This is a genomic window from Nioella sp. (assembly GCF_965215655.1).
Taxonomy (GTDB): domain Bacteria; phylum Pseudomonadota; class Alphaproteobacteria; order Rhodobacterales; family Rhodobacteraceae; genus Nioella.
The window spans coordinates 1,851,239-1,873,216 of the sequence record NZ_OZ244111.1; the positions used below are offsets into that span (position 1 = coordinate 1,851,239).

At 57.8% G+C, this 21,978-nt stretch carries 15 protein-coding genes and 4 pseudogenes; 12 read left to right on the forward strand and 7 right to left on the reverse strand.

Going from position 1 to position 21,978, the window contains the following annotated elements:
• Positions 1 to 9 precede the first annotated feature (9 nt).
• The 9 genes and pseudogenes from ACOOEX_RS09375 to ACOOEX_RS09415 form a co-directional block, all read left to right on the forward strand.
• A pseudogene (locus ACOOEX_RS09375) lies at positions 10 to 156 on the forward strand (IS256 family transposase); the annotation flags it as partial.
• A 73-nt stretch (positions 157 to 229) separates the two neighbouring features.
• Positions 230 to 1,258 (forward strand): IS110 family transposase, encoded by a 1,029-nt coding sequence (locus tag ACOOEX_RS09380; RefSeq protein WP_420398149.1) that lies wholly within the window; start codon positions 230 to 232, stop codon positions 1,256 to 1,258.
• Positions 1,259 to 1,617: 359 nt separating this feature from the next.
• Positions 1,618 to 2,551: pseudogene (locus ACOOEX_RS09385) on the forward strand (IS5 family transposase).
• A gap of 492 nt (positions 2,552 to 3,043) precedes the next feature.
• A complete protein-coding gene (locus ACOOEX_RS09390) occupies positions 3,044 to 3,931 on the forward strand; it encodes a hypothetical protein (RefSeq protein WP_420398150.1) in 888 nt (295 codons plus the stop codon).
• Positions 3,932 to 4,052: 121 nt separating this feature from the next.
• On the forward strand, positions 4,053 to 6,284 hold the full coding sequence (locus ACOOEX_RS09395; protein WP_420398151.1) for a hypothetical protein: 2,232 nt from the start codon (positions 4,053 to 4,055) through the stop codon (positions 6,282 to 6,284).
• On the forward strand, positions 6,190 to 7,122 hold the full coding sequence (locus ACOOEX_RS09400; RefSeq protein WP_420394792.1) for an IS5 family transposase: 933 nt from the start codon (positions 6,190 to 6,192) through the stop codon (positions 7,120 to 7,122). Before ACOOEX_RS09395 ends, ACOOEX_RS09400 begins: the two co-directional genes overlap by 95 nt.
• Positions 7,119 to 9,347 carry a glycosyltransferase family 2 protein gene (locus ACOOEX_RS09405; protein ID WP_420398152.1) on the forward strand — a complete coding sequence of 743 codons (2,229 nt, stop codon included), beginning with the start codon at positions 7,119 to 7,121 and terminating at the stop codon, positions 9,345 to 9,347. The genes ACOOEX_RS09400 and ACOOEX_RS09405 overlap by 4 nt, the downstream gene beginning before the upstream one ends.
• Positions 9,344 to 10,390, forward strand: coding sequence for a hypothetical protein (locus tag ACOOEX_RS09410; RefSeq protein WP_420398153.1), 1,047 nt, complete (start codon positions 9,344 to 9,346; stop codon positions 10,388 to 10,390). The genes ACOOEX_RS09405 and ACOOEX_RS09410 overlap by 4 nt, the downstream gene beginning before the upstream one ends.
• A gap of 17 nt (positions 10,391 to 10,407) precedes the next feature.
• The gene (locus ACOOEX_RS09415; protein ID WP_420398154.1) at positions 10,408 to 11,082 is read left to right on the forward strand and encodes a sulfotransferase family 2 domain-containing protein; all 675 of its coding nucleotides are present in this window, start codon (positions 10,408 to 10,410) and stop codon (positions 11,080 to 11,082) included.
• A 38-nt stretch (positions 11,083 to 11,120) separates the two neighbouring features.
• On the opposite strand, the gene ACOOEX_RS09420 is transcribed toward ACOOEX_RS09415, so the two are convergent.
• Positions 11,121 to 11,864, reverse strand: a complete 744-nt coding sequence (locus ACOOEX_RS09420) for an IS110 family transposase (RefSeq protein WP_420398155.1) — start codon at positions 11,862 to 11,864, stop codon at positions 11,121 to 11,123.
• Between the two features lie 82 nt (positions 11,865 to 11,946).
• Positions 11,947 to 13,106, reverse strand: a protein-coding gene (locus tag ACOOEX_RS09425; RefSeq protein WP_420398156.1) for an IS3 family transposase whose coding sequence is annotated in 2 segments (ribosomal slippage) — positions 11,947 to 12,857 and positions 12,857 to 13,106 — 1,161 coding nt in all. Because the reading frame shifts where the segments join, the coding sequence is not laid out codon by codon here.
• Between the two features lie 57 nt (positions 13,107 to 13,163).
• Here ACOOEX_RS09425 and ACOOEX_RS09430 point away from each other — a divergent pair.
• Positions 13,164 to 14,348, forward strand: a pseudogene (locus ACOOEX_RS09430) (IS256 family transposase); the annotation flags it as partial.
• 36 nt (positions 14,349 to 14,384) lie between these two features.
• On the opposite strand, the pseudogene ACOOEX_RS09435 reads toward ACOOEX_RS09430, so the two are convergent.
• The 4 genes and pseudogenes from ACOOEX_RS09435 to ACOOEX_RS09450 form a co-directional block, all read right to left on the reverse strand.
• Positions 14,385 to 14,807 (reverse strand): annotated as a pseudogene (locus tag ACOOEX_RS09435) (IS5 family transposase); the annotation flags it as partial.
• A 51-nt stretch (positions 14,808 to 14,858) separates the two neighbouring features.
• The gene (locus tag ACOOEX_RS09440; RefSeq protein ID WP_420398157.1) at positions 14,859 to 16,064 is read right to left on the reverse strand and encodes an IS256 family transposase; all 1,206 of its coding nucleotides are present in this window, start codon (positions 16,062 to 16,064) and stop codon (positions 14,859 to 14,861) included.
• Positions 16,065 to 16,317: 253 nt separating this feature from the next.
• Positions 16,318 to 16,530 (reverse strand): hypothetical protein, encoded by a 213-nt coding sequence (locus ACOOEX_RS09445; RefSeq protein WP_420398158.1) that lies wholly within the window; start codon positions 16,528 to 16,530, stop codon positions 16,318 to 16,320.
• A gap of 61 nt (positions 16,531 to 16,591) precedes the next feature.
• Positions 16,592 to 18,886, reverse strand: coding sequence for a plasmid recombination protein (locus ACOOEX_RS09450; protein WP_420398159.1), 2,295 nt, complete (start codon positions 18,884 to 18,886; stop codon positions 16,592 to 16,594).
• A gap of 776 nt (positions 18,887 to 19,662) precedes the next feature.
• Here ACOOEX_RS09450 and ACOOEX_RS09455 point away from each other — a divergent pair.
• Positions 19,663 to 19,824 carry a hypothetical protein gene (locus ACOOEX_RS09455; protein WP_420398160.1) on the forward strand — a complete coding sequence of 54 codons (162 nt, stop codon included), beginning with the start codon at positions 19,663 to 19,665 and terminating at the stop codon, positions 19,822 to 19,824.
• 18 nt (positions 19,825 to 19,842) lie between these two features.
• On the opposite strand, the gene ACOOEX_RS09460 is transcribed toward ACOOEX_RS09455, so the two are convergent.
• Complete coding sequence (locus ACOOEX_RS09460; protein WP_420398161.1) at positions 19,843 to 20,304, reverse strand: very short patch repair endonuclease; 462 nt, start codon at positions 20,302 to 20,304, stop codon at positions 19,843 to 19,845.
• 67 nt (positions 20,305 to 20,371) lie between these two features.
• On the opposite strand from ACOOEX_RS09460, the gene ACOOEX_RS09465 reads away from it, so the two are divergent.
• Positions 20,372 to 21,925 (forward strand): DNA cytosine methyltransferase, encoded by a 1,554-nt coding sequence (locus tag ACOOEX_RS09465; protein WP_420398162.1) that lies wholly within the window; start codon positions 20,372 to 20,374, stop codon positions 21,923 to 21,925.
• Positions 21,926 to 21,978: the final 53 nt, after the last annotated feature.

The following is a 21,978-nucleotide window of genomic DNA, read 5'->3' on the forward strand; positions in this document are numbered from 1 at the left end:
CCGATCTAGAGCGTATTCGCGACCGTCCGCCACCGCACTGTCCGGACCAAGGGCGCGCTCTCGCAGAAGACGGCGGAGCTGATGGTCTTCAAGCTCGTTCAGGCCTCGGCCAAGACGTGGCGCCGCTTGAAGGGGGCCAACCAGATGGGATGGTTGCCGCCCTCCCCAGACGGCATCGCAATGTACCAAGATGGTGGTCTGAGAACCATGATGCGGAAAGGACGACAAGATGAAGGATATGATGATTGGTGTGGATCTGGCAAAGCGTGTTTTCCAGATTCACGGGGCGTTGATGACCGGTGAGGTGCAGTTCCGCAAGAAGCTTACGCGCGTTCAGTTCCGTATGTTCATGGCGAAGCAAGAGCCCGGCCTGGTCATTTTCGAGGCCTGTGGGAGCGCAAGCTATTGGGCACGTGAGATGGAAGCCATGGGTCACGAAGTGAAGCTGATCGCGCCTCTGTATGTTCGGCCCTTTGTGAAGCGCCAGAAGAACGACGCAGCCGATGCCGAGGCGATCGTCATCGCCGCGCGCCAGCCGGAGATGCGTTTCGTGACGCCGAAGACGGTGGAACAGCAGGCGCGAGCGGCCCTATTCCGGGGCCGCGAGCGGCTGGTCCGGCAACGCACCGAAGACGTAAACGCTTTGAGGGCCGTACTGTACGAGCACGGACATATCTTCCCGATCGGCCTTGGACAGCTGAAGCGCATGGAAATGCTGGTGGAAGACGAGAATTGCGATCTGCCTGCCATGATCCGCGAGGAATGCCGGGATCTTCTGTCGCAGATCGCAGAGAAGACGGTGCGGATTATCGCGCGGGACAAAAAACTGAAGGAGCTGGCCGCTCGCTCAGAAACGGCACAACGTTTGCAGACCATGCCAGGCGTCGGGCCGTTGACAGCCCTGGCCGTCGAGGCTTTCGGTCCCGACATGGAGCAGTTCAAGCGCGGGCGGGATTTCGCGGCTTGGCTGGGCCTTGTCCCACGGCAACATTCTTCCGGAGGCAAAGAACGGTTGGGACGCATCTCGAAGGCGGGGCAGGCCGATATTCGACGGCTTCTGATCACCGGTGCTATGTCTCGGCTAAACTGGCTTGGGCAGCAGAAAATATCGGAGGGATCGTGGCTGGCAAGGATGTTAGCGCGCAAACCGAAGATGCTGGTCGCGGTCGCGCTGGCAAACAAAATGGCCCGGCAGATCTGGGCAATGCTGACGAAGAACGAGAATTATGCGGATCCGGCGCTGGCGGCTGCGGTATGACTAACCATGTCGTGATGCTCCAGTGACGGTGCCAAGGGGAGTGTGAGAAGCCGACGACCTGAATGGGCGCAACGATCGAACAGATCTGGATCAGGAAAACCAGGAATGGCATGCGAGCGGAAAGCCCGGTAACCAGATTTGGACCTGATCCGCAGATCACCATACCGGCCCGCGGCTTCTGGAAATGTCGCACACAGAGGCCTGACAGAAGTTCGCACTCGATCACACGCCGATAGGGTCGGATAATTCTTGCATCACGGGCGGCAACCACAGAAGTTGCCTTTGGCCATCGAAGGGGCTCTGTTGCGCAAATCCCTGCAGGGATTCATCTCGTGAATCCAGTATGGTAGCTGGGCGTCATGAGTAGACCCACACCCCCGACCTACAAGACCAAGAACTGGCCGGCCTACAATGAAGCGCTCAAGCGCCGGGGCTCGCTGACGATCTTGGCTTGACCCTGAGATGACCTGGGATGCCGCGCCGACAGGCCGTCGTGGCCGCCAGCAAACCTACAGTGACGCCGCCATCCAGACGTGCCTTTCAATGAAGGTCTTGTTCGGCATGGCGCTTCGGCAGACGACCGGGTTTGTCGAGAGCCTGCTGAAGCTGATCGGCTTGGACTGGGTAGTGCCCGACTTCAGCACGCTGTCCCGCCGCCAGAAGGCCTTGGCCGTGAACATCCCGTAATGCGGCTCGAAGGGGCCTTTGCACCTGCTGATCGACAGCACCGGCATCAAGGTCGAGGGTGAAGGCGAGTGGAATGCGCGCAAGCATGGCGGTTCCAAACGGCGGGTCTGGCGCAAAATCCACCTCGGGATCGACGAGCAAACGCTGGAGATCCGAGCCGTTAAGTTCACCAGCAGTGGCATCGGCGACGCGCCCATTCTGCCGGAATTGCTCGATCAGATCCCACCCGAACAGGAGATCGGTAGCGTCACCGCAGACGGCGCCTATGACACGCGCAAGTGCCATGACGCCATTGCGGATCGAGGCGCTGCCGCCGTCATCCCACCCCGCAAGAACGCAAAACCATGGAAGCCGAACACCCTCGGAGCGGTCGCACGAAACGAAGCCTTGCGGGCGTCGAAGTATCTCGGTCGGGCGCTCTGGCGAAACTGGAGCGGTTATCACCGCCGAAGCCGCGTCGAAACAAAGATGCACTGTGTGAAACTGCTCGGGCAGCGCCTCATGGCGCGGGACTTCGACTGTCAGGTCGCTGAACTCCAGATCCGCATAGCCGTCCTGAATGGCTACACCGCGCTCGGCATACCTGTCACTGAGGTCGTGGGATAAGTCTGTCCGGGGATAGGGGAACCTCGACCGTCAGCCGAATTGCGCAACAGAGTCCATCGAAGGCGTCACATTCACCGACGGTATCGCCAAGAGCGTCGCCGAAAACCGCGCCGCCTGATCAGGCGGCGTCACCCAAAATCCCGCGTAGATATCACAATCAAAAGGAGAGGTTCTTCAGAGAACGCTATGCTTTAGCTTTCCTCTAGAAACTTTAGTTCACTCGACACAAAATTGTAATCCAGTCTATCACTACATCCGCTGAATCACAAAAGAATGATTGATATGTGGGCCAAAAAATTGATTTTAGAGCAAAAAATTTTCCATGGATGTTCGATGTTTCCAAGCTTCTTCGGCGGGACATCGGTACAACTTCAAATTTATCAGTTCAAAATCGCTAGTCGTATCTAGCGCAACGAGTTGACCAGGACTCTAGCCGATACGGATTATCGCAGCTGTCCGGAGAAAGTGGGCGGCAAAAATCGTGAGACATACATGACGAAAACATTTGTTCTAGGGTTGGGCGCCCAAAAAGCTGGCACTACTTGGGTCTATCAATTCCTGAGAGAACACCCGGATTGTGCGATGGGAAATATTAAAGAAATGGGCTCTTTGAGCAATCATTTTGGCGCGAGAGCAAATACGAAGAGACGATTTAATAATATCCATTGGCTCAAGGGCGCGCTTGAAAAATTTGAGCAGGACCTAAAGAGCCGAAAACTGTCCCCTGAGCAAACACAGATTGTGCTGGACAGAATGGAAAATGTTTCCTCGGATATATGCTTTGATAATTATGTCAGATACTATTCAACTCAGCTTCAAAGGAAGTCCAATGCAGTGCTTACTGGAGATATAACACCAGAGTATTGTATGTTGAGCGAGACGGCACTGGAGAAGGTAAAACTCCACCTTGAAGATTATGGGTATCGGGTAAAGGCATTCTTCCTGATGCGCGATCCAGTCGAACGATGTTTTTCAGCTCTCCGCATGGGCCACAGAAGGGCTCTCAAAGCCGGTTCGCCAATACATTCCATGCCACACAATGACTTTGCAAAGAAGGCTGTCGATGATTGGCAGCTTGAACGAACTCAATATGAGAAGATTATTCCGAAAATCGAAAACGTCTTCGCGCCGGAAGATAGGTATTTTGGTTTTTTTGAAACATTTTTCACTTCAGAAAGTATTGCCGATTTCTGTAATTTTTTAGAGATATCCAATACTGAAGCAAAATTAGGAAGGCGGGTCAATGCGTCGCCAAGGGGTGAAGAACCTTCTGGCGAAGAATGGGAGAGGGTGCGCGCCGCCTACAGGGAGACGTATGAATATTGTGCTATAAGGTTTGGAATTGATTTAATCTCAGATATTTGGAATTATAGAGCTTAATACAGGCTTTGCGATGATGTCTTGTGGAGATACGACAAGGGGAAATGATGCTCTGTATGGGGCGGAGATGCACTTGGTATCGGTTAAAAAGTCTAGCACGAATATTATGTTGAAGAACTAAATGCTGTGGTCCAAGGCTGAAAATTTGAGAAGGAAAACGCTTCGCGTATTAAGCGGGTTACTTCGTCCAATATTGGGCAACAATTACCAGACCCCTTTGCTGCGGTCTCATAAACAAGCGCCTTACGGATACATCGAACGTGTTACTAACGAACGGATTGAAGGATGGACGAATCTGTCTGACGAGGTGACAGATTTTACCGTCGGCTTTGGCGACGATCTTCGAAGTCTTCCGGTCCGGCGCTTCGTGCGCGATGATGTTATTGCTGCTTTTCCAGATGCGCCGAAGAAATCGGGTTACAGCATTGATGTCCCAGCGGATTTTTACTTGGACATCTCACTGCCGAGGGGACTCAATTCGCTACGGGTTCTTGCCGCGGGGCGAGACCTCACCCCTACCGCGGAGCTTATCGAAGCCTATGATGCCTCACACGAGGCGTTTGTTCGGACATACTGTACCACCTATCGCGCTCTGCAAGTACAAGCGTCGACTGCTCCCGCCCCCACAGATGCTTCTAGCGATTGGGCGGTGCAGTCAGTAGGGGCAGCACAAAGTGGATTAAAACTGCGTATTGAAATTGACAGGCCCGTATCGCGAGTAGAACTGCAGTTGGACAATTGGTCAGAAATTCCGTCATTAATCGTTCTGAAGTCTAGTACGGAGTATGTGGCAGGTCGCTTCATCGGATTTTCTTACCTACCAGGCGTAATATGGGATTCCCTGTTGGGCAAGAATCAACTCGATCTGCATCTTATGACAGCCACGGGCATCGTGGTACAAACCGTCGATCTGTCGGTGGAAGAGGCCCGTGGCGAGATAGAACTCTTGGCACTACAGGACAGAAAGGATCAGTCAGAGATCCTGCTGGCGATCGAGCACGCAAAATACCTTGCGAAGTACGTTAATTTTTCTAAAGCGGCGCGGAGATGGCTCGCGCAAAAGGCGGACTATTTTGGTTGTAATGATTTCCTGGGAACGTCTATGCAGACCGATGACCTTGACCGTTCTACTGTGGCGAGTGTGCGTGCCAATTATCGCGATGCTTTCAGAGATGTGTTAACGCGACTGGATGATGCTTTGATTGACGCGGATAAAGTGATCCTTAACGCAAGTAAAAGGTTCGTTCTTAACAAGCAAGAAGAGGTGACCCTGGCCTTCGCCTATGTTTCTGAGATCTGCCGGCGGGGCCGCTTCGAAGAATATGTGAATGCTGTTCCCTTGGCTGAGATTAGACGGGTAGCCAACAGCGATAATAGATGGGAAAGCACGAATGCTTTACCGTTCCTTGCTGCCCGGGGAGATCTCATCGCCGCAAGTGAGATTCTAGAAGTTCTTGGCAAGCAGAGTGGATGGATAAATACTGAATGTATCTACGTTTCTTCACGCTATCTTCAGGAGCTTCCTGGGCCGACCGCAGAGAAATCCCAGTTCGTGTATGCGCTTGTTGGTTTGCTCAACGCGCTAAGCAAGGACTACTGGAGTCGCATTCATGACAACTACTTAATGCGTGCGTTTGCCATCTGGCTTACAGACGCGGAAACCTATCCGCACTGGCTCTTGGCTGACTTGGAAAGCACTGCTCTCAAGGTTTATGGCTTGTCGCCAGATTTTTGGGCAGAGATGAGCGAGCGGGATTTAAGTGCATCCCTGAGCCAGGGCCAGAAGAACTTCTCTCTGGTACAAACACTCGGCAAGAGCGCGCCGGATGAAATTCATTTCATGAGGATATGGCATGCGCTCCAATTTTTCCACGATCTTGGATGCAGTGATGCCACCATCGCCCTGAGAGAAGCCCATGCATCGGCACTGCAATGGTTCAGGGGCAACGATCAATTCTTGGCCACTCTTGCAGGCCTGATCAGTCACCGAGACATGGACTCTCTCTTGCGGACGTCGGCCCATCCCTGTGCGCCTCATCCTGTCAATGACGCAGAAGTCAAACAGATTTACGAGGCGCTACGGGTTATTGGTAACACCGACCCCTACGGCGAGCGCTCGTATTCCCAACTTGGCGCGGCCATGAAAGCGGCGGGACAGATGATTTCAGGCCATCCTGATTCTATCGACGATGCCGGGCTTTGTTGCACAAATGGGGTGAGGGATTCCCTGTGTGAATCCAGCGTGGTAGCTGGCGAGCATGAGCAGTTGGTCCCTTATGACGTACAAGACCAGGAACTGGCCTTCGTACAACACGGCGCTGAAGCAGCGCGGTTCGCTATCGATCTGGTTTGATCCCGATATGACCTGGCACGCGGCACCCACCGGCAAGCGCGGGCGGCAACCCGAGTTCAGCGACGCGGCGATACAGGTTTGTCTCACGATAAAGGTGTTGTTCGGCATGCCCCTTCGCCAGACGACCGGGTTCGTCGAAAGCCTGCTGCGGTTGGCAGGCCTTGACTGGAAAGTGCCGGACTTCAGCACTCTGTCTCGCCGCCAGAAGACCCTGAGCGTCGCCATCCCTTATCGCGGAGGAACGGGTCCTTTGCACCTGCTGATCGATGCGACCGGGATCAAAGCCGAGGGCGAGGGAGAGTGGAATGCCCGCAAGCATGGCGGGTCAAAGAAGCGCCTTTGGCGCAAGCTGCATCTTGGTATGGACGAGGAAACACTGGAGATCCGCGCAGTCGGTGTCACGACAAGCAACGTCGGCGACGCCCCTATGTTACCCGACCTGCTGGCACAGATCCCGCCCGACCAAGAGATTGCCACGGTCACCGCTGACGGAGCCTATGACACGCGCAGATGTCACAATGTGATTGCCGCTCGAGGTGCCGTTGCCGTCATCCCACCACGCAAGAATGCGCAACTCTGGAAGCCAACTACGGCGGGTGCTATCGCGCGAAACGAAGCCGTGAGGGCCTGCAAATATCTCGGACGGGCACTCTGGCGAAAGCTGACAGGCTATCACCGACGAAGCCGCGCAGAGACGAAGATGCACTGCGTCAAACTCCTTGGCCAAGGCCTGATGGCCAGAGACTTCGACCGGCAGGTCGCTGAGCTCCAGATCCGGATCGCGGTGCTCAACCGCTACACCGCTCTTGGCATACCCGTCACTGAGCCCGTAGGATGAGTCCGTCCGGGGAAAGGGGAAGCCTGCCCTTCAACCGATTTGTGCAACAGAGCCACGATGCCGGGGAGTTTGCAAACAAGCTGGAACGTCTCTGCCTTCAATTGAACGGTCCAGAGGCTTCCTGGATCGCTGCTGACATTTTGAGCAGGGGGGCTGAGTTGCTCGACCGTGCGGGTCAGGATTGCACCAATCTGGCGCGCCTAGCCGAAAGCAATCTGCTCGCGGCAGTAAAGACCGATGCCAAGTCGCTTGAAGCCCCAACGCTTTCTTCTGCCTTGAACCGCCTGGCCACCTTGCCCGGCTCGCGTTATTGGTCGAACGGGCGGCCGATATGGACTTATGGCCCCTCGCGCTCTGCGTTGGCCGAACTGCGTAACTCTGCTGGTCAGATGGCCGAGGCGGCTTTTATAGCCCTTGAGCGTGCTCTAGTAGCCTCGCAAGATGGTGTAACTGAACACGCCCCCAGTTTTGATACGCTCGTCGTTCTCTATTCGTGCCGGAAGTACTTGGAAGACCGCATTCCCGTCCTTCGTGAAACCTGGATCAAGGAGCTCAAAGCGAGGGGCATTCCCTATCTCGTTCTTGTCGGCGACGGTGACGACACGATTGATGGCGATATCTTGGCTTTGGACGTCAAGGACACTTACGAAGCGTTGCCCGACAAGACTCTCGCGATGATCAGGTGGGTCTACGAAAACACGGGCTACCAATTCCTTTATAAGATCGACGATGACTGCCATCTGTCGGTGTCGGAGTTCTTCGACACCCTAACCTATCGCAAGTTTCATTATTATGGTCGCTCGATCTACCGGACCGAAGGGGCAATGCAGCGGGATTGGCACCAAGAAAAGGCTGCGCAGCTTCTGGCTAAGAACATGCTGGACAGAAGCCCCGAGCCGAGCCGCTACTGTGACGGGGGTGCGGGCTATAGCCTATCGCGCCGTGCCATGCAGATGGTCTGTGAGGAGGCTGAGACGGATCACGGCCTGTTTCTAAGAAGCGTGTCGTTCATGGAAGACAAGCTGGTCGGCGACCTTCTGGCCAAGCGTGGCATTGCCCCTGCCAACGAAGATTATCTGGTTCACGTCTATCGCAAAACTCATTCCGACGGTTCGCTGGTCACCAAGTTCGACAATGGGTTCGAGACGTCCCTATCAACACCGACCCGGGTCGTGCATCTCGATGGATCGATCGGCCTTGCCGAAGCAAACTTGGCAGCACAGTCGGCCTCTCTGAGGCCGCGAAAGATCTGGCCCAGTTGCGCCCCTGCTCAGATCGGCTGGAATACGCACCAGCTCGAATTACTGAGCGGGCAAAGCCAGCTTTCACGTGTTGCAGATGCCTCTCACGTGCTTGTCGCGGTATTGCGCTCGGAAATGACGATGTTACCACATTTCCTGGCTCACTACCGGGCCCTTGGAATCGAGGCTTTCATCATTGCCGACAACCTGTCCACCGACGGATCGAGAGAGTATTTGCTTTCACAAGAGGATGTGCTGCTCTACTCCGTGGACTCCGAATACAAGGCGTCCCATTTTGGCGTGGCGTGGCAGCAGGCCATGCTGGCCAATCATTGCGTCGGCAAATGGGTCATACTTGCCGATGCGGATGAGTTCTTCGTGTTCCCCGACTGGCAGAACAGGGGCTTGGCATCGTTCACGCGTGAACTGGATTCCAAGGGCTTCGACTGCGTAGGCACCTGGCTCATCGACATGTATCCAAAGGGAGATCTCTGCAAGTGCGATTTCAAGAAGAAGTCGCCATTCGACCTGGCTCGATGGCATGACGATCCCCCGGTTCAGTCGACTTCCGGAGGAGGGTTCTACTCCAACACCAAAGGCGGCGTGAATAGCACGCTACGCCATCGCCTGTCTCCGGAGGTGGATCCGACATTATTCGTCGCAAACAAGTATCCGCTCATCAGATATTCGCCCTGGGTCAGACTGAGCGAAGGCATCCACTACGTTGGCAATGTTTCCATTTCGCCAACCTACCAGACATTGTGCCACTTTAAGTATCACGCTGAGTTTGCAGAAAAGATTCAACGAGAGATTCGCAGGAAGCAACACTACGGTGATGCTGTCGAGTACCGAAGATACCAGCAGATGCTTGGCGAGGCGCAAGGCAGTTTCTATGATCCTTCAAAGAGTGTGGAATTCGATGTATCGAGAGTCTATGACTTCGGCCTGCAGGGACACCCGCTCAAAGAGGGCATACCAAAGTGAAACGTACAAAGCCCCCGTTTATCATCTGGACTCTTCGCCGGACTGGCGGAACTAATCTTGCCGACCACATTGGGGTTAAACATCACGAGCCATTCAACAAGGACCGTGTTTTCGGCGAGGTTTCGACGGCATGGATTGAAACAAAGGACGAAACCGGATTACAGGTTGGGGTCAAGGCTGCCCTGAAGGGTAACCCCTCTATCAAGCATTGCGTTGAGACGGTGCCTGAAGAAGTGACGCGAGAACTGGTCAGGCAATCGGTAAAGAAGGGCTACCAGCACATCTTCCTGATCCGCAGAAAACCCCACGGACGCGTGCTTAGCCTGCAATTTGCAGAATCCTTTGATATCTGGGGGGCAAACCATGCCCGAAGAAGATCTCTCGGTGAGGTCGAAGCGGCCGTGGCGGATCAGGACTTGCCAATCAACAGTATGATTCGCCAGGAAGTCGGGGACAGGGAGGCACTTCGGTTTGCTTACGAACAGATTCTGTCTCTTGATGTCACACCAGCGATTGCCGTGTTCGAGGATATCTATGACGCGTTCAACGCCCCCCTATCGATCGCGTTGTTCGATCGCATCTGTGGCCATGTGGGGGCTGCGCGTCCGCAAAGTGATGAGGAGGTGAACAAGATCCTCTTTTCTGGTGGGCAGAACACAAACGACAAGTACAAGCTTTATAGAAACTATGATGAGTATCTGGAGAAGATCGCCGGGATCGGAGAGTTTGCACTTGGTGGCATCTTGCCTGATGTCACGATCGACAGGTCAAGCCTGCCGGAGGATACGGTTGTTGAAATCTTCAAACCGCGCCAGTCATGGCGGTCAGACCTGATAAAGGTTGAAGGGTTGGCTTTTCACAGTGCAAGCACTGGATTATGGCAGTTGACCGCAGACGGTCTGAACCTGTCGGTTATCTGGAATTTGCCTTCACCGACCTTCGCTAATAAACGTGGCAATAAAGCGGCGAATGCATCTCGTTTCGAGGCTCTTGATGTGACGTTTGAGAACGCAACGAAACTCAAACTTAGCCTATCGAACTGAAACTAGGGGTCTTCAAAGTGGCGATTTCGATTTCATATTCTGACTTGATATATTTCCCGGTTCCCAAGGTTGCCTGCACAAGCCTTAAGCTTTTTGTTTACCAAATTGAATTCGGTGAGCCTTTTCGAGCGTATACATCAGGGTCTAAAAAGATTCACATTCATAATTGGCGGGAGGATTATCAAAGCCGTAGCTTTTTCAATAGAAATGATAATGGGTATTTTGAGGGTTCCTTCGTTGCTGTGATCCGCGACCCAGTAAAACGGTTTCTATCGGCGTATAGCAACCGTGTCTTGTACCATGGGGAGCTGAGTAAAACTAAGGTAGACATCGGAACTGCTCGCGACTTGGGTGTGCAGTTGGACCCCGCGGTGGATGAGTTTGTATTGAATCTGGAAAAGTATGCAATTTTAAGCCCATCAATAAAACACCACATAGCTCCAGCAACGACTTTTCTCGGTCATGATATGTATTTTTTCAATCATGTGATTAAAATCGAAGAAATCAGTTTATTCGTGGATTTAGTCAATAACGCCTGTGGAACTTCCGTCGAGATGCCCCACGAGCAACATGGTGGGAAGAAAGTTGGTTTCTCTGACTTGTCTCGGGAGGCGAAGATAAAGCTTTTGGAATACTGTGCCGGGGATTATGCTTTGCTGCGAGACTACTATTCGCCACCGAAAAGTGTCTGACGTCAGCGCCTACCGGACAGATTTAGCAACTGTATCTGTCAGGTTTCCGCGGCGGTCCATTTCTGACCGCTCTTGCACAGGGCGTTCGCGATGGTGACGAGCTTTCTGGCGACGGCGGTGATGATGACCTTGTGCGGTTTTCCAGCCTTGCGGAGGCGATCTGCGAAGGCTTTCATTATGGCGTTGTGATGTGCTGCAACCAGTGCCGCTTGGAACATCACATGCCGCAGGGCACGGCGACCTCCAGCTATGGCTCGTTTCCCGCGAAGGGTTCCACTGTCGTGCGCGACCGGGGCTAAACCAGTGAGTGCGGCAGCTTGTTCACCGGTGGTAGTGCCGATCTCGGGCATTTCGGCGATCAGCATTGTGCTGGCAACCGGGCCGATTCCCGGGATCGAACGGAGAACACCTGCGGTCTCCGACAGGCGATCATCGCTCGCGATGGCCCGGGTTATCCGGTCCTCCAGTTCCTTGATCATGCTGTCGATCCGGTGCTTCAGCTCGGTGTCGATATCCTCGAACATCGCGGCGGTGCCGAGTTTCTGGTGCGCCCGGATTTGGGCCAGAAGCCGTTTGCGCATTTCGACCAGCTGGGCTCGCTTCGACGCCAAAGCTCTGAGAAGGCGCAGTTTTTCCGAAGGAAGACTGCGGCCTGCCTCAGGCCGGAATGCGAAGAAGCGGGCGATGAGTTCCGCATCGATCCGGTCTGTCTTGGCGCGGGTGCCCGGGACTATCCTGAATTTTGTGCGCTGACGTGGTAACTGCTCACAGAGGGGACCCACGTATGAGCATCGATAAAGACATTCTGGACCGGCTGATGGAAGGCCGTTCGCCTGGTTGACCTGCCCCCCGAGTCTCCCTCATTCATAACGAGAGTCTGCGGGTCTGGTTTTCATATTCGTCGTCGTTGGTTTGGGCAAGCGCGCGGGGCGCGGAGCCCTCAAATTGCTCAAGCGTCCGGCGCGCTTCTGCGGGTGTTCGGTTTCCGAGCGATGAGTGCGGTCTGACATTGTTGTAGTCGTATCGCCAAAGCGCCAGCTTTCGGCGGGCATCGTCCAGACTGTCGAACATCTCCTCATTCAAGAGCTCGTCGCGCAGGCTGCCGTTGAATGACTCGATGAAGGCATTCTGCTGTGGCTTGCCCGGGTCGATGTAATGCCACTCGACATCGTTTTCGTTGGCCCATTTCAGGATCGCCCGGCTGGTGAACTCCGTCCCGTTGTCGCTGACAATGCTGGCGGGCTTGCCGTAGACCCGGACCAGTGCATCCAGCTCCCGCGCGACCCGGGCACCCGAGATGCTGGTATCGGCCATCAGGCACAGGTTCTCGCGGCAGCAGTCGTCGTTCACCGCCAGGATGCGGAACCTGCGCGATGCTCCGAACGTATCGGACAGAAAGTCCAGCGACCAGCGCTCGCCAGGCCTCAGGGCCTCCGGCATCGGTGTTCGCGACCCACGCGCCCGTTTCCGACCCCGTCGTCGCCTGACGCCCAGCTTCTCTTCGGTGTAAAGCCGATAGAGCTTCTTGTGGTTCATGCTCATCCCCTTGCGTTCCAGCATCACGCCAATCCGCCGATAGCCGAACCGACGTCGCTTGGCAGCGACGGCTTTCATCTCCTTGCGGATATCAGGGCTATCCGGCGGGCGTTCGCGCCGGACGGTCTTGGGATCGACACCAACGAGCTTGCACGCCCGACGCTGCGAGATGTCGTGATCCCGCATCGCCCTGAGCGCTGCATCACGCCGTTCGTTTGGCGTCGTCAGCTCTTTCCCAGCAAGTCCTTCAGTACAACGTTGTCCAGCATCGTATCCGCCAGCAGCCGTTTGAGCTTGGCGTTCTCGTCTTCCAACGACCTCATCTTGGCAACGTCGGAAACCTCCATGCCGCCATACTTCGATTTGTATTTGTAAAAGGTGCCCTGGCTGAGGCCGTGCTTGCGGCACACCTCCGCCGTAGGCATCCCGGCTTCCTGTTCTTTGATCATCCCGATGATCTGGGCTTCCGTAAAACGGCTCTTTCGCATTCGTTCGCTCCTTCAAAAGGTTGAGCAAACTCTACAACAGAACGAGGGAAGTTTCGGGGGGCAGGTCATGGTGATTTATTTGGCAAGACCGGCATCTTGGCAGAACTGACCAAGGCACTGGCGGAACGTGCGCTGAGCACTGAGATGGACGTCCATCTCGATGAAGAGCGCGCCGAGGAGGTTCCTGAGGGCCACAACCAGCCCCTCAATCGGCGCAATGGCAGCAGCCAGAAGACGGTGACCACCGACAGCGGCAAGGTGGTTCTGGACATCCCCCGGGACCGAAACGGCACGTTCGATCCGATGCTGATCGCCAAGTATCAGCGGCGCTTTCCTGAGTTCGATCGCAAGATCATCAGCATGTATGCCCGGGGTATGACAACCCGCGAGATCCAGGGTCATATTGAGGAAATCTATGGGGTCGAAGCCTCGCCCAGCCTGATTTCCGCGATCACCGACGCGGTCATGGAGGAGGTCACCGCCTGGCAGAACCGCCCCCTGGAGCCTTGCTATCCGATCGTCTTCATGGACGCGATCCGGGTCAATATCCGCAGCGATGGGGCGGTCTCGAACAAGGCAGTCTTCGTGGCCCTGGCGGTTTTGCCGGATGGCACGCGGGACGTACTGGGCCTGTGGTTCCAAGCCAATGAGGGCGCGAAGTTCTGGGCCAAGGTTCTCAGCGACCTGCGCAATCTGGGCGTCCAGGACATCCTCATCGCCGTCGTGGACGGGCTGAAGGGCTTTCCGCAGGCCATCGAGGCCGCCTTTCCGCAGACCCGGATTCAAACCTGCATCGTCCACCTGCTGCGCCATTCCATGAACTTCGCCAGCTACAAAGACCGCAAAGCTGTCGCGGCAGCCCTCAAGGCGATCTACACGGCCGTTGATGCTGAGGCGGCAGAACTGGCCCTGGCAGAGTTCGAGGATAGCAACCTGGCCAGGCGGTATCCGGCGATCGCGCCCAGCTGGCGCCGGGCCTGGAACGAGGTCATTCCGTTCCTCGACTACCCACCCGAGGTACGCAGGCTGATCTACACCAAGAATGCCATCGAGGCCTTGAACTCGAAGATCCGGCGCGCTGTCCGCACCCGGGGCCACTTCCCCAGCGACGACGCAGCAGCGAAATTGATCTATCTGGCACTCAATGCTACATCGACCGAGTGGAAGCGTTCGGTGCGCGAATGGCACGCTGTTAGAAGCCAGCTCGCCATCATGTTCGATGAACGCTTTCCAATGACGTAAGAAAACGCGTCACGCACAAAATTCGGCACAGTCTCTGTCCATCGCCAGATGAACCTTGCGCCATTGGCGGCGGCCCTGCACTCCTTGCTTGCGGGCCTGCCACTCGCCGTCGCCCAGAAACTTGATCCCGGTGCTGTCCACCAGAAGATTGAGCGGGCCGTCAGCGCGGCGATATGGGATCTGCACTGCAACGGTTTTCTGCCTGCGACATAGGGTGGAAAAGTCGGGAACAGGCCAGTCCAGCCCCGCAAGTTTAAGCAAACTGCTCACCATCCCAACCGTCTGTCGCAAGGGCAGCTTGAACAGCACTTTGATCTAAAGGCAGAACTGGATGGCCGCATTGGAAAATACCGGCGGACGCCCTGGCTTGCCCTCATGAGGCGCATACCAAGTCATCTCCTTGTCCACCCAGATCAGCAGCGAACCGCGCCGGCGCGGCGCATTATTGTAGCTGGACCAGGGTCACGTCCGTCAAGGTGGTGTAAATTGCGAGATGGCCTGAGGTCATGATCAGGCGGCTTTTGTGGCAATGCTGAGGATGGGGTCGATCTCCTCCTTGTCGATTTGGGCGAAGGCCTCGACCATCATGTAGCGGCTTGCTGTCTGCCATTCGTCATTCTGCTCGAACAGGACCGCACCGATCAAACGCATGATCGAGGCTTCATTGGGAAAGATTCCCACGACGTCGGCGCGGCGTTTGACCTCTTTGTTGAGGCGTTCGATGGGGTTGGTCGAGTGCAGCTTGGTCCGGTGCTGGCGGGGAAAGGCCATGTAGGCCAGCACGTCATGTTCGCTGGCGTCCATCAGATCGGCGAGCTTGGGCCAGCGGGGTCGAACCTGATCCGCCACGCGATGCCATGTCTCGGCGGCATGGCTGCGGTCCGGTTGTTCAAAGGCCTGACGGATCGCAGCGGCCACGACCGTGTGCTGGCCCTTCGAGACATGGGCGAGCGCGTTGCGCATCCAATGGACGCGGCAGCGCTGCCACGTTGCCTCGAAGACCCGGGTGATGGCGGCCTTGAGGCCGGTGTGGGCATCGCTGATGACCAGCTTCACCCCATCGAGCCCGCGGCCGCGCAAGGATCGCAGAAAGTCCGTCCAGAACGTCTCGGCTTCCGAGGGTCCAATGCCAAGACCAATGATTTCCCTGCGGCCTTCGGTGTTGGCGGCGACAGCGATTATGGCCGCGACGCTGACGATCCGCCCGCCCTGGCGCTGCTTGAGATAGGTGGCGTCGAGCCAGACATAGGGCCAGTCGCCGGTCAGTGGGCGGTTCAGGAACTCGCCGACCCGTTCGTCAATGTCCTTGCAAAGCTTCGAGACGGTGCTCTTGGATATGCCCGACAGCCCCATAGCCTGCACGAGATCGTCAACCTTGCGGGTCGAGACGCCGCTGATCCACGCCTCCTGTATCACCGCCACCAAGGCCTGCTCAGAGGTCTTGCGGGCCTCGAGAAAGCCCGGAAAGTAGCTGCCCTGACGCAGCTTCGGCACCTTCAGGTTCAGGGTACCAAGCCTGGTGTCGAGCGTGCGATCGCGGTGTCCGTTGCGCCACGTCGTGCGACCGTCGGCCCGTTCGTGCCGCCCGGCACCGATCAAGCCATCTACATCGGCTTCCATCATCAGCTGAAGGACGGCCTCGGCGATGCTGCGCAATAGATCGCCTTGATCGTGCTTGGTCAGAAGCTCGGACAGGTCCATGTTGGTCTTGGTCATCGGGGTCTCCGTGTGGTTCGTGGTTGAAGCGTCGAAACTCCACCTCGATCATACACCTCGATGGCCACCTCGACCTACACCGGCAGCGCAGGTGAAATTACACCACGTCCTCGGACGCTACCTGGACCAGTTGGTCGTGCGATAGCGGGGGGGTGAAGGCTTAGGCATGCAGACTTCCTAAGCCCATAGATTCGCGTTGTGAATCCTCTACAGAAAGAATTGTGCAACAACGCCCTAACCAGCGCAAAATGTCTCATAACCGTGCCCCATTACAATCCGCAATCAGCCCGAACCGGCGCAGTTGCACGACCAGATCCAGCAGGATCGAGATAGTGGTCCAGGGCATGACCCTGCGGGTGCCGCCGGACATCGACGAAGCGGACCTGACCCGGATGATCCGCGTGATCCGGACGGCATCGCAATAATCGCGCCGACTGGCGGGCTGCGCGTCTATGGGGAACCGCATGCCGCCCCGACAGCTGGGCAGGGGGTCTTTGCGCGGTCAGATTCCAGTTGCGCACGCGCAGTCACATATCCAACCCATCGTCCTTCAGGTCGGCGATTGTTTCCCTCGTATCCCCGAGAAGTGCGAGACCCTCATCCCGGATGAATTTCGGCATGCCCGGCAGCTTCAGCCATTTCACGAAGCGCGTGAGCAAGGGTTCCAGGCGGCTCAATATCCACTGGGCCTTCGTGGCCTGAGCCTCCGTGGCGTTCTGGTCACGTTCAAGCTGACCCTGGTCCATCGCGAGTTGATCCTTATCTTGGCGCAACGCTGCTAGGTCCTTTTCCAGGGTTTGCCGCTCGATGTTGATCGCGGCCTGTGCTGCCTCGCAGGTTTTCAAAGTCTCATCATTCAGGCGCCGGGCCCTGCGGCGGAGCCCGTCGGCGCTCTTGACGGCGCTCACCGCCATCTCGACCGCCGGGGCGATGTCCGGAAAAGCAGGCTCAAGGCGGTCGATGTCCTGCGCCTGCAGCCTGCCTTCCGCGTCCCGAGAGATCGTGCCTCTGGCGATCTCTTTGACCAGAGCGCTCAATCCGTCGGCCACCACGCCGACCCGGTCCCGCGTTTTCGCTGCCCGGGCCTCATCTTTCCGGGCCTTCTCAGCGGCAGACTTTTCAGCGTCCTGGGCCCTGATACGCTTCGCCTCGGCCGCATCGAGGGCGCGGGCCTGCTCCTCGGCTTCCGCCTTCAGGCGCGCAACCTCGGCCTTCCTGTCCGCCACGATACGGGTCATGACGACCGCGTCCACGGTCAGTTTTTCGATCTGCTGCCCAAACTCGGCCGCCCGGGCCGTCTCATTCCGCGCCAGTTCGGTGGCTGCCTTGGCAGCGTCCTCGGCCTCGACCCGGTCCGCCTCCGCGGCATCGCGGGCGCGCGCCTTCTTCTCGGCTTCCGCTTTCAGACGCCCGGCCTCTGCCTTCCGGTCGGCCACGACACGGGTCATGGAGACCACGTCCACGGTCAGCTCTTCGGTCTCCTGCGCAAGCTCGGCCTTGCGGGCTTCGGCGTTCCGGACTTCGGTAGCGGCCTCTTCGACCTTTGCCTCGGCCTCTGCCGTGACCCGCGCCGCCTCCGCCTCGGACCTCTCGGTCTCGGCGGTCGCCGCATTGCGGGCCGCCTGCGCCGCGTCCCTCGCCGCTTCCAACATCGAGACCCGGTCCTTCAGGCGGCGGCGGTAGGTCTCGAGTCGCTTCACCTCCTTGTCCGTCAGGCTTGCCTTGTCGCTCAGTTTATCGACCCAGCCCTGCATCTGGACCACGCGCTTGCGGGCTGCCTCTTCCTCCTCTTCCAGACCCGCGAGCCGGTCCCGCGCTTCCGCCTCGGCTGCCTTCAGGCCCGCAAGTCGGTCCTCGACCGCCCGGGTTTCGGCCCGGGCGGCGGCGGCCCTGGATTTTCTTTCCTTCCGCTCTCTGTGAGCGATCTTCGCGAGCCGCTCCGACGCGTCCCGCGCGACCTCAGCCGCTTCCTGGTCCCGGATCAGGTCGTCCAGCTCCTCCTCCACCCGGGTCTTCTTGTCCTCCAGCTGCGCCACATCACCCGACGCACGCTCGACCGTCTGGTCGAGTTTGGCCACCTCGGTCCGCAGCCCGTCGATCCGGTCCTGCGCCTCGGCACCGACCTGTTCCAGGGCCTCCAGCTCGGCCCGTTTAGCGGCGAGATCGGCCGGCAGCTCCCGATGGAGCTGCTTCACCGATTTGTGGATTACATCCGGCCAATCTGCGCCCGCCGCCAGCCGATCGCCGTAACGGGTGCCGCGCTCGATCTCGGGGCAGTAACGCTGCAGGACCTCGGCAGTCAGGTCCTGCAACTGGGACAGGATCACGGGCGTGGTCGCGCGGGACAACGGGACGCCGTCATGATCATAAGAGCAAAGCATGCAATGAGCGTGGAGCGTCGCCTCGTCGAGATGCACGACCAGCGCGTGAAGGGACGTGTTGAGATGGGCTGCCACCGCCTCGGCGAGGTCCCGGAACGCCGCGTCCTGGTCTTCCTGTGAGAGAGCCTCGAACATCTGGGCGGCCTCCGAGCCGAAGGTGATGATGCCCGCCGTGGCGATCGCCGCGTTGGATTTCATGGCGCGCTGAGTGTCCCTCCGGGCCCGCCGGGACTTTGCGATCTCGCGCATCTCAGCGGGGGTGGGTGGGGTGATCAGCACACGGTTCAGATGGACACGTTTCTCGTCCACGTATTTCGGAAGCGTCCCGACTCGGAGATCGTGGCGGCGCTGACCGGAGTACCCGGACATGGTGTCGGCGGCGATCCGGATGGAGCCTGCGCGGGGATTCGCGTGTTTCTTGTCATCGGTCAGGACGGGCATATCGAAAAACCTACTAGCCATAATTTCGCGGCGAGCCGCTCCTTTATGACTATCCGGCGAAGGGGTGAAAAAACCTAACCGGTTCCTTTCCCCCCTTTCGAAACCCCCCTTTGCTCCGCCCTAATGACATATTGTTTTTCCTATCCTTTCTCGGGCCCGACTGTCACGCAAGCCCCGTTTTGCTGGGCGGTGTCAGGTCGTCCCGGACCAGCGGATGCCCGATGCCTGACCCTTGTGCGGACCCTTCTGGTGACCCCTCGCATTGCCGGTCTGTTCGGCGTTCCGTCGGGTGGGCGGGCCGATCGTGGGGCGTGGAGCGGCAGGCCGGATACCGTCCCGCCTTGGCGCACCCTGGAGGATGACGGAGCCCGCGTTGAAACCGCTCCTCCACTGATCATCAACCAGCCCGCAACCTGATCCCGCGACCTCGCCTCGCCTACGCCTGATGGTCTTTCGACCCGCACTGGCGGACCCGTCTGCGGCCACCACTGTGCCAGCCCCATACGCGTCTCGTCATTAGCCTATCTTATAGACGTGGATTACGTATCCCATGAAAGAAAGGCGGACATGTTCAGTCTTCAGTTGCCGGAGCGGGCCCGTTCGCCGTTCCCGTAGGAAATCGACGCCAAGGCGCGTCGCCGCGTCAGCGGTCCGGGCCTGCAGACCTTTTTTCCACCGTCGATCGCTACGGCATCCAGTCGCACGACAGCATCGCGCAGCCCGGAGACCGGTCAAAAACCCGCCGATCACTTGTTGGCCCGCAGGGCTTGGCGGAGATGCCTCTGTCTCTGCCGCTCGACACGCTGATCCTGATCGCCGGCAGCCTAGGCGTCCACACGGCGCTCAGCATTCTCTCCACGATGAAGGCGGAGGCGATGACCGGGCTCAGCGGGCCGCATCGCCGTGAGGTTTTTTGCGGTGCAGGTCAGCAGCTATGAAATGTGCGATGAGATAGCTCAGGAACCCAGATCATTATCGTCGATTTCAATGAATGATCCGCCTTCGAGGATCCAATTCACCAGATACTCGACCGTGCGATGAACATCGTCATGCTTTTTCAGCGCACATTCCCAGACAATCGCGATCCGCCAGCCATCTTCCGACAACGTTGCCACGACTTTCTGATCGCGCCTGATATTGGCCGCGAACTTCGCCGCCCAGAATTCGGGGCGCGTTGCAGGCGTCGATGCAAATCGACAGCCTTCATGTCGGTGCCAGAAGCATCCATGCACGAAAACGGCAACCCTGTACTTGGGCAGGACCATATCCGGTCGGCCGCTCATGGTTTTGGGGTGAAGCCGGTAGCGGAACCCGCGCGCATGAAGGGCGCGGCGCAGCAACAGCTCGGGCCGTGTGTCCTTGCCGCGTATTCCGGACATCATCCGGGATCGAGTTTCCTTGTTCACAATATCTACCATTTTGCTCCTGGCATCGTCCCTCTCACTTGGTATACAGGCATCAGTCCCCTGACGAGAGGTCCCCGACTTGGCAGCCAAATTCGGCATTGTCGATCTGTTTGCCGGCCCTGGCGGGCTGGGCGAGGGTTTCTCCTGCCTGAAGGTGGGTGACCACACACCCTTTCACATCGGCATCTCGGTCGAAAAGGAAGCCTCGGCGCATCGGACGCTCAGGCTGCGGGCCTTTCTGCGGGAACATGAGGCGCAGCACGGCACACTGTCGCAAGCCTTCGTCGATTTCCATGCGGGGCTTTCGAATGAACCGGACTGGCACGAGATCGACGCCCATGCATGGGCACAGGCCGAGGCAGAGGCGCGCTGCCTTGAACTGGGGGCCGAGGGAGCGGGCAAGGCCATCGACGCAGCCATCACGAACCTGCGTCGGGATTACGACGACACGATCCTGATCGGTGGGCCGCCCTGCCAGGCCTATTCGCTGGTCGGCCGCGCCCGGTCGAAGGGGAAGGTTGGCTATGTGCCCGAGGAGGACGAGCGGCACTACCTGTTCAGGGAATACATCAGCGTTCTCGACCGCCTGCGCCCGGCGGCCTTCGTTATGGAAAACGTCAAGGGCATGCTCTCCTCGACCATCGAAAGCCGTCTCGTGTTCGAGATGCTGATGGAGGATCTGGCATCGCTCGGCACTGGCAAGGGCCACCAGTACGAACTGCGCGCGATCCATGTCGCAGATGGCAAGGCAAGCCTGCGCGAGGCGGTGCAACCGTCAGACTTCATCGTGCGAGCTGAGCGCTTCGGCGTGCCGCAGCGCCGACACCGTGTCATCATCATTGGGATCCGCTCGGACCTTGCCAAGGGTGCAAGCGAAGCGGAGATTCCGGTGTCGGATATTGCCCGGACGGTCGATGACGTGATCGGCAACATGCCGATGCTGCGCAGCGGAATCAGCCGGGGGCAGGATGACCCGGACGCATGGCTGACGGCTGTCACTGATGCTGCCCACCTGCTGGCCAATCTGCATCGTGGCAAGGCGAATGCACCGATCCGGAACGCTTTCAAGGATGTCGCGAAACGGCTGAAGTCGGGCGGTCCAGCCGTCCGCTCGGCGTCACGATTGCCCGAGGGGTATGGCACCGCCAACGACGCTCTGCTGCAGTGGCTGGAAAAGCCCGGGATGCGCGGGCTGGCGCAGCACGAGACGCGGGGACACATGGCACCAGACCTTGGCCGCTACCTCTTCGCGGCCGTGTTCGGTGACGTGCATGGTTACAGCCCGAAGGCCGCCGACTTCCCGTATCTCATCAGCCCGGACCACAAGAACTGGGACAGCGGGAAGTTCAACGACCGGTTCCGGGTTCAGCTGGCAGGCGAGGCCTCCAGGACCGTTACGAGCCACATCTCGAAGGATGGTCACTACTTCATCCATCCGGACCCCATCCAGTGCCGCAGCCTGACTGTGCGGGAGGCTGCGCGCCTGCAGACCTTCCCTGACGACTATCTGTTCCTCGGCAACCGGACACAGCAATACGTGCAGGTGGGGAACGCCGTGCCGCCGTTCCTGGCACGGCAGATCGCGGATCTTGTCCATGCTGCGCTGACAAACAAGGGCAAACTACAGCTCTGAAATCCTTGCAATATCGAGCTCATGCCGCCAAAGTTGTTTAGAAGTTTGGATGA

Excerpts from the sequence above, each read along its gene's own strand:
- ACOOEX_RS09390 (WP_420398150.1), top strand. The coding sequence starts at position 3,044 with ATGACGAAAACATTTGTTCTAGGGTTGGGCGCCCAAAAAGCTGGCACT.
- ACOOEX_RS09405 (WP_420398152.1), top strand. The coding sequence starts at position 7,119 with ATGAGTCCGTCCGGGGAAAGGGGAAGCCTGCCCTTCAACCGATTTGTG.
- ACOOEX_RS09400 (WP_420394792.1), top strand. The coding sequence starts at position 6,190 with ATGAGCAGTTGGTCCCTTATGACGTACAAGACCAGGAACTGGCCTTCG.
- ACOOEX_RS09440 (WP_420398157.1), bottom strand. The coding sequence starts at position 16,064 with ATGACCAAGACCAACATGGACCTGTCCGAGCTTCTGACCAAGCACGAT.
- ACOOEX_RS09450 (WP_420398159.1), bottom strand. The coding sequence starts at position 18,886 with ATGCCCGTCCTGACCGATGACAAGAAACACGCGAATCCCCGCGCAGGC.
- ACOOEX_RS09460 (WP_420398161.1), bottom strand. The coding sequence starts at position 20,304 with ATGGTAGATATTGTGAACAAGGAAACTCGATCCCGGATGATGTCCGGA.
- ACOOEX_RS09380 (WP_420398149.1), top strand. The coding sequence starts at position 230 with ATGAAGGATATGATGATTGGTGTGGATCTGGCAAAGCGTGTTTTCCAG.
- ACOOEX_RS09445 (WP_420398158.1), bottom strand. The coding sequence starts at position 16,530 with ATGCGGTTCCCCATAGACGCGCAGCCCGCCAGTCGGCGCGATTATTGC.
- ACOOEX_RS09395 (WP_420398151.1), top strand. The coding sequence starts at position 4,053 with ATGCTGTGGTCCAAGGCTGAAAATTTGAGAAGGAAAACGCTTCGCGTA.
- ACOOEX_RS09455 (WP_420398160.1), top strand. The coding sequence starts at position 19,663 with ATGCCTCTGTCTCTGCCGCTCGACACGCTGATCCTGATCGCCGGCAGC.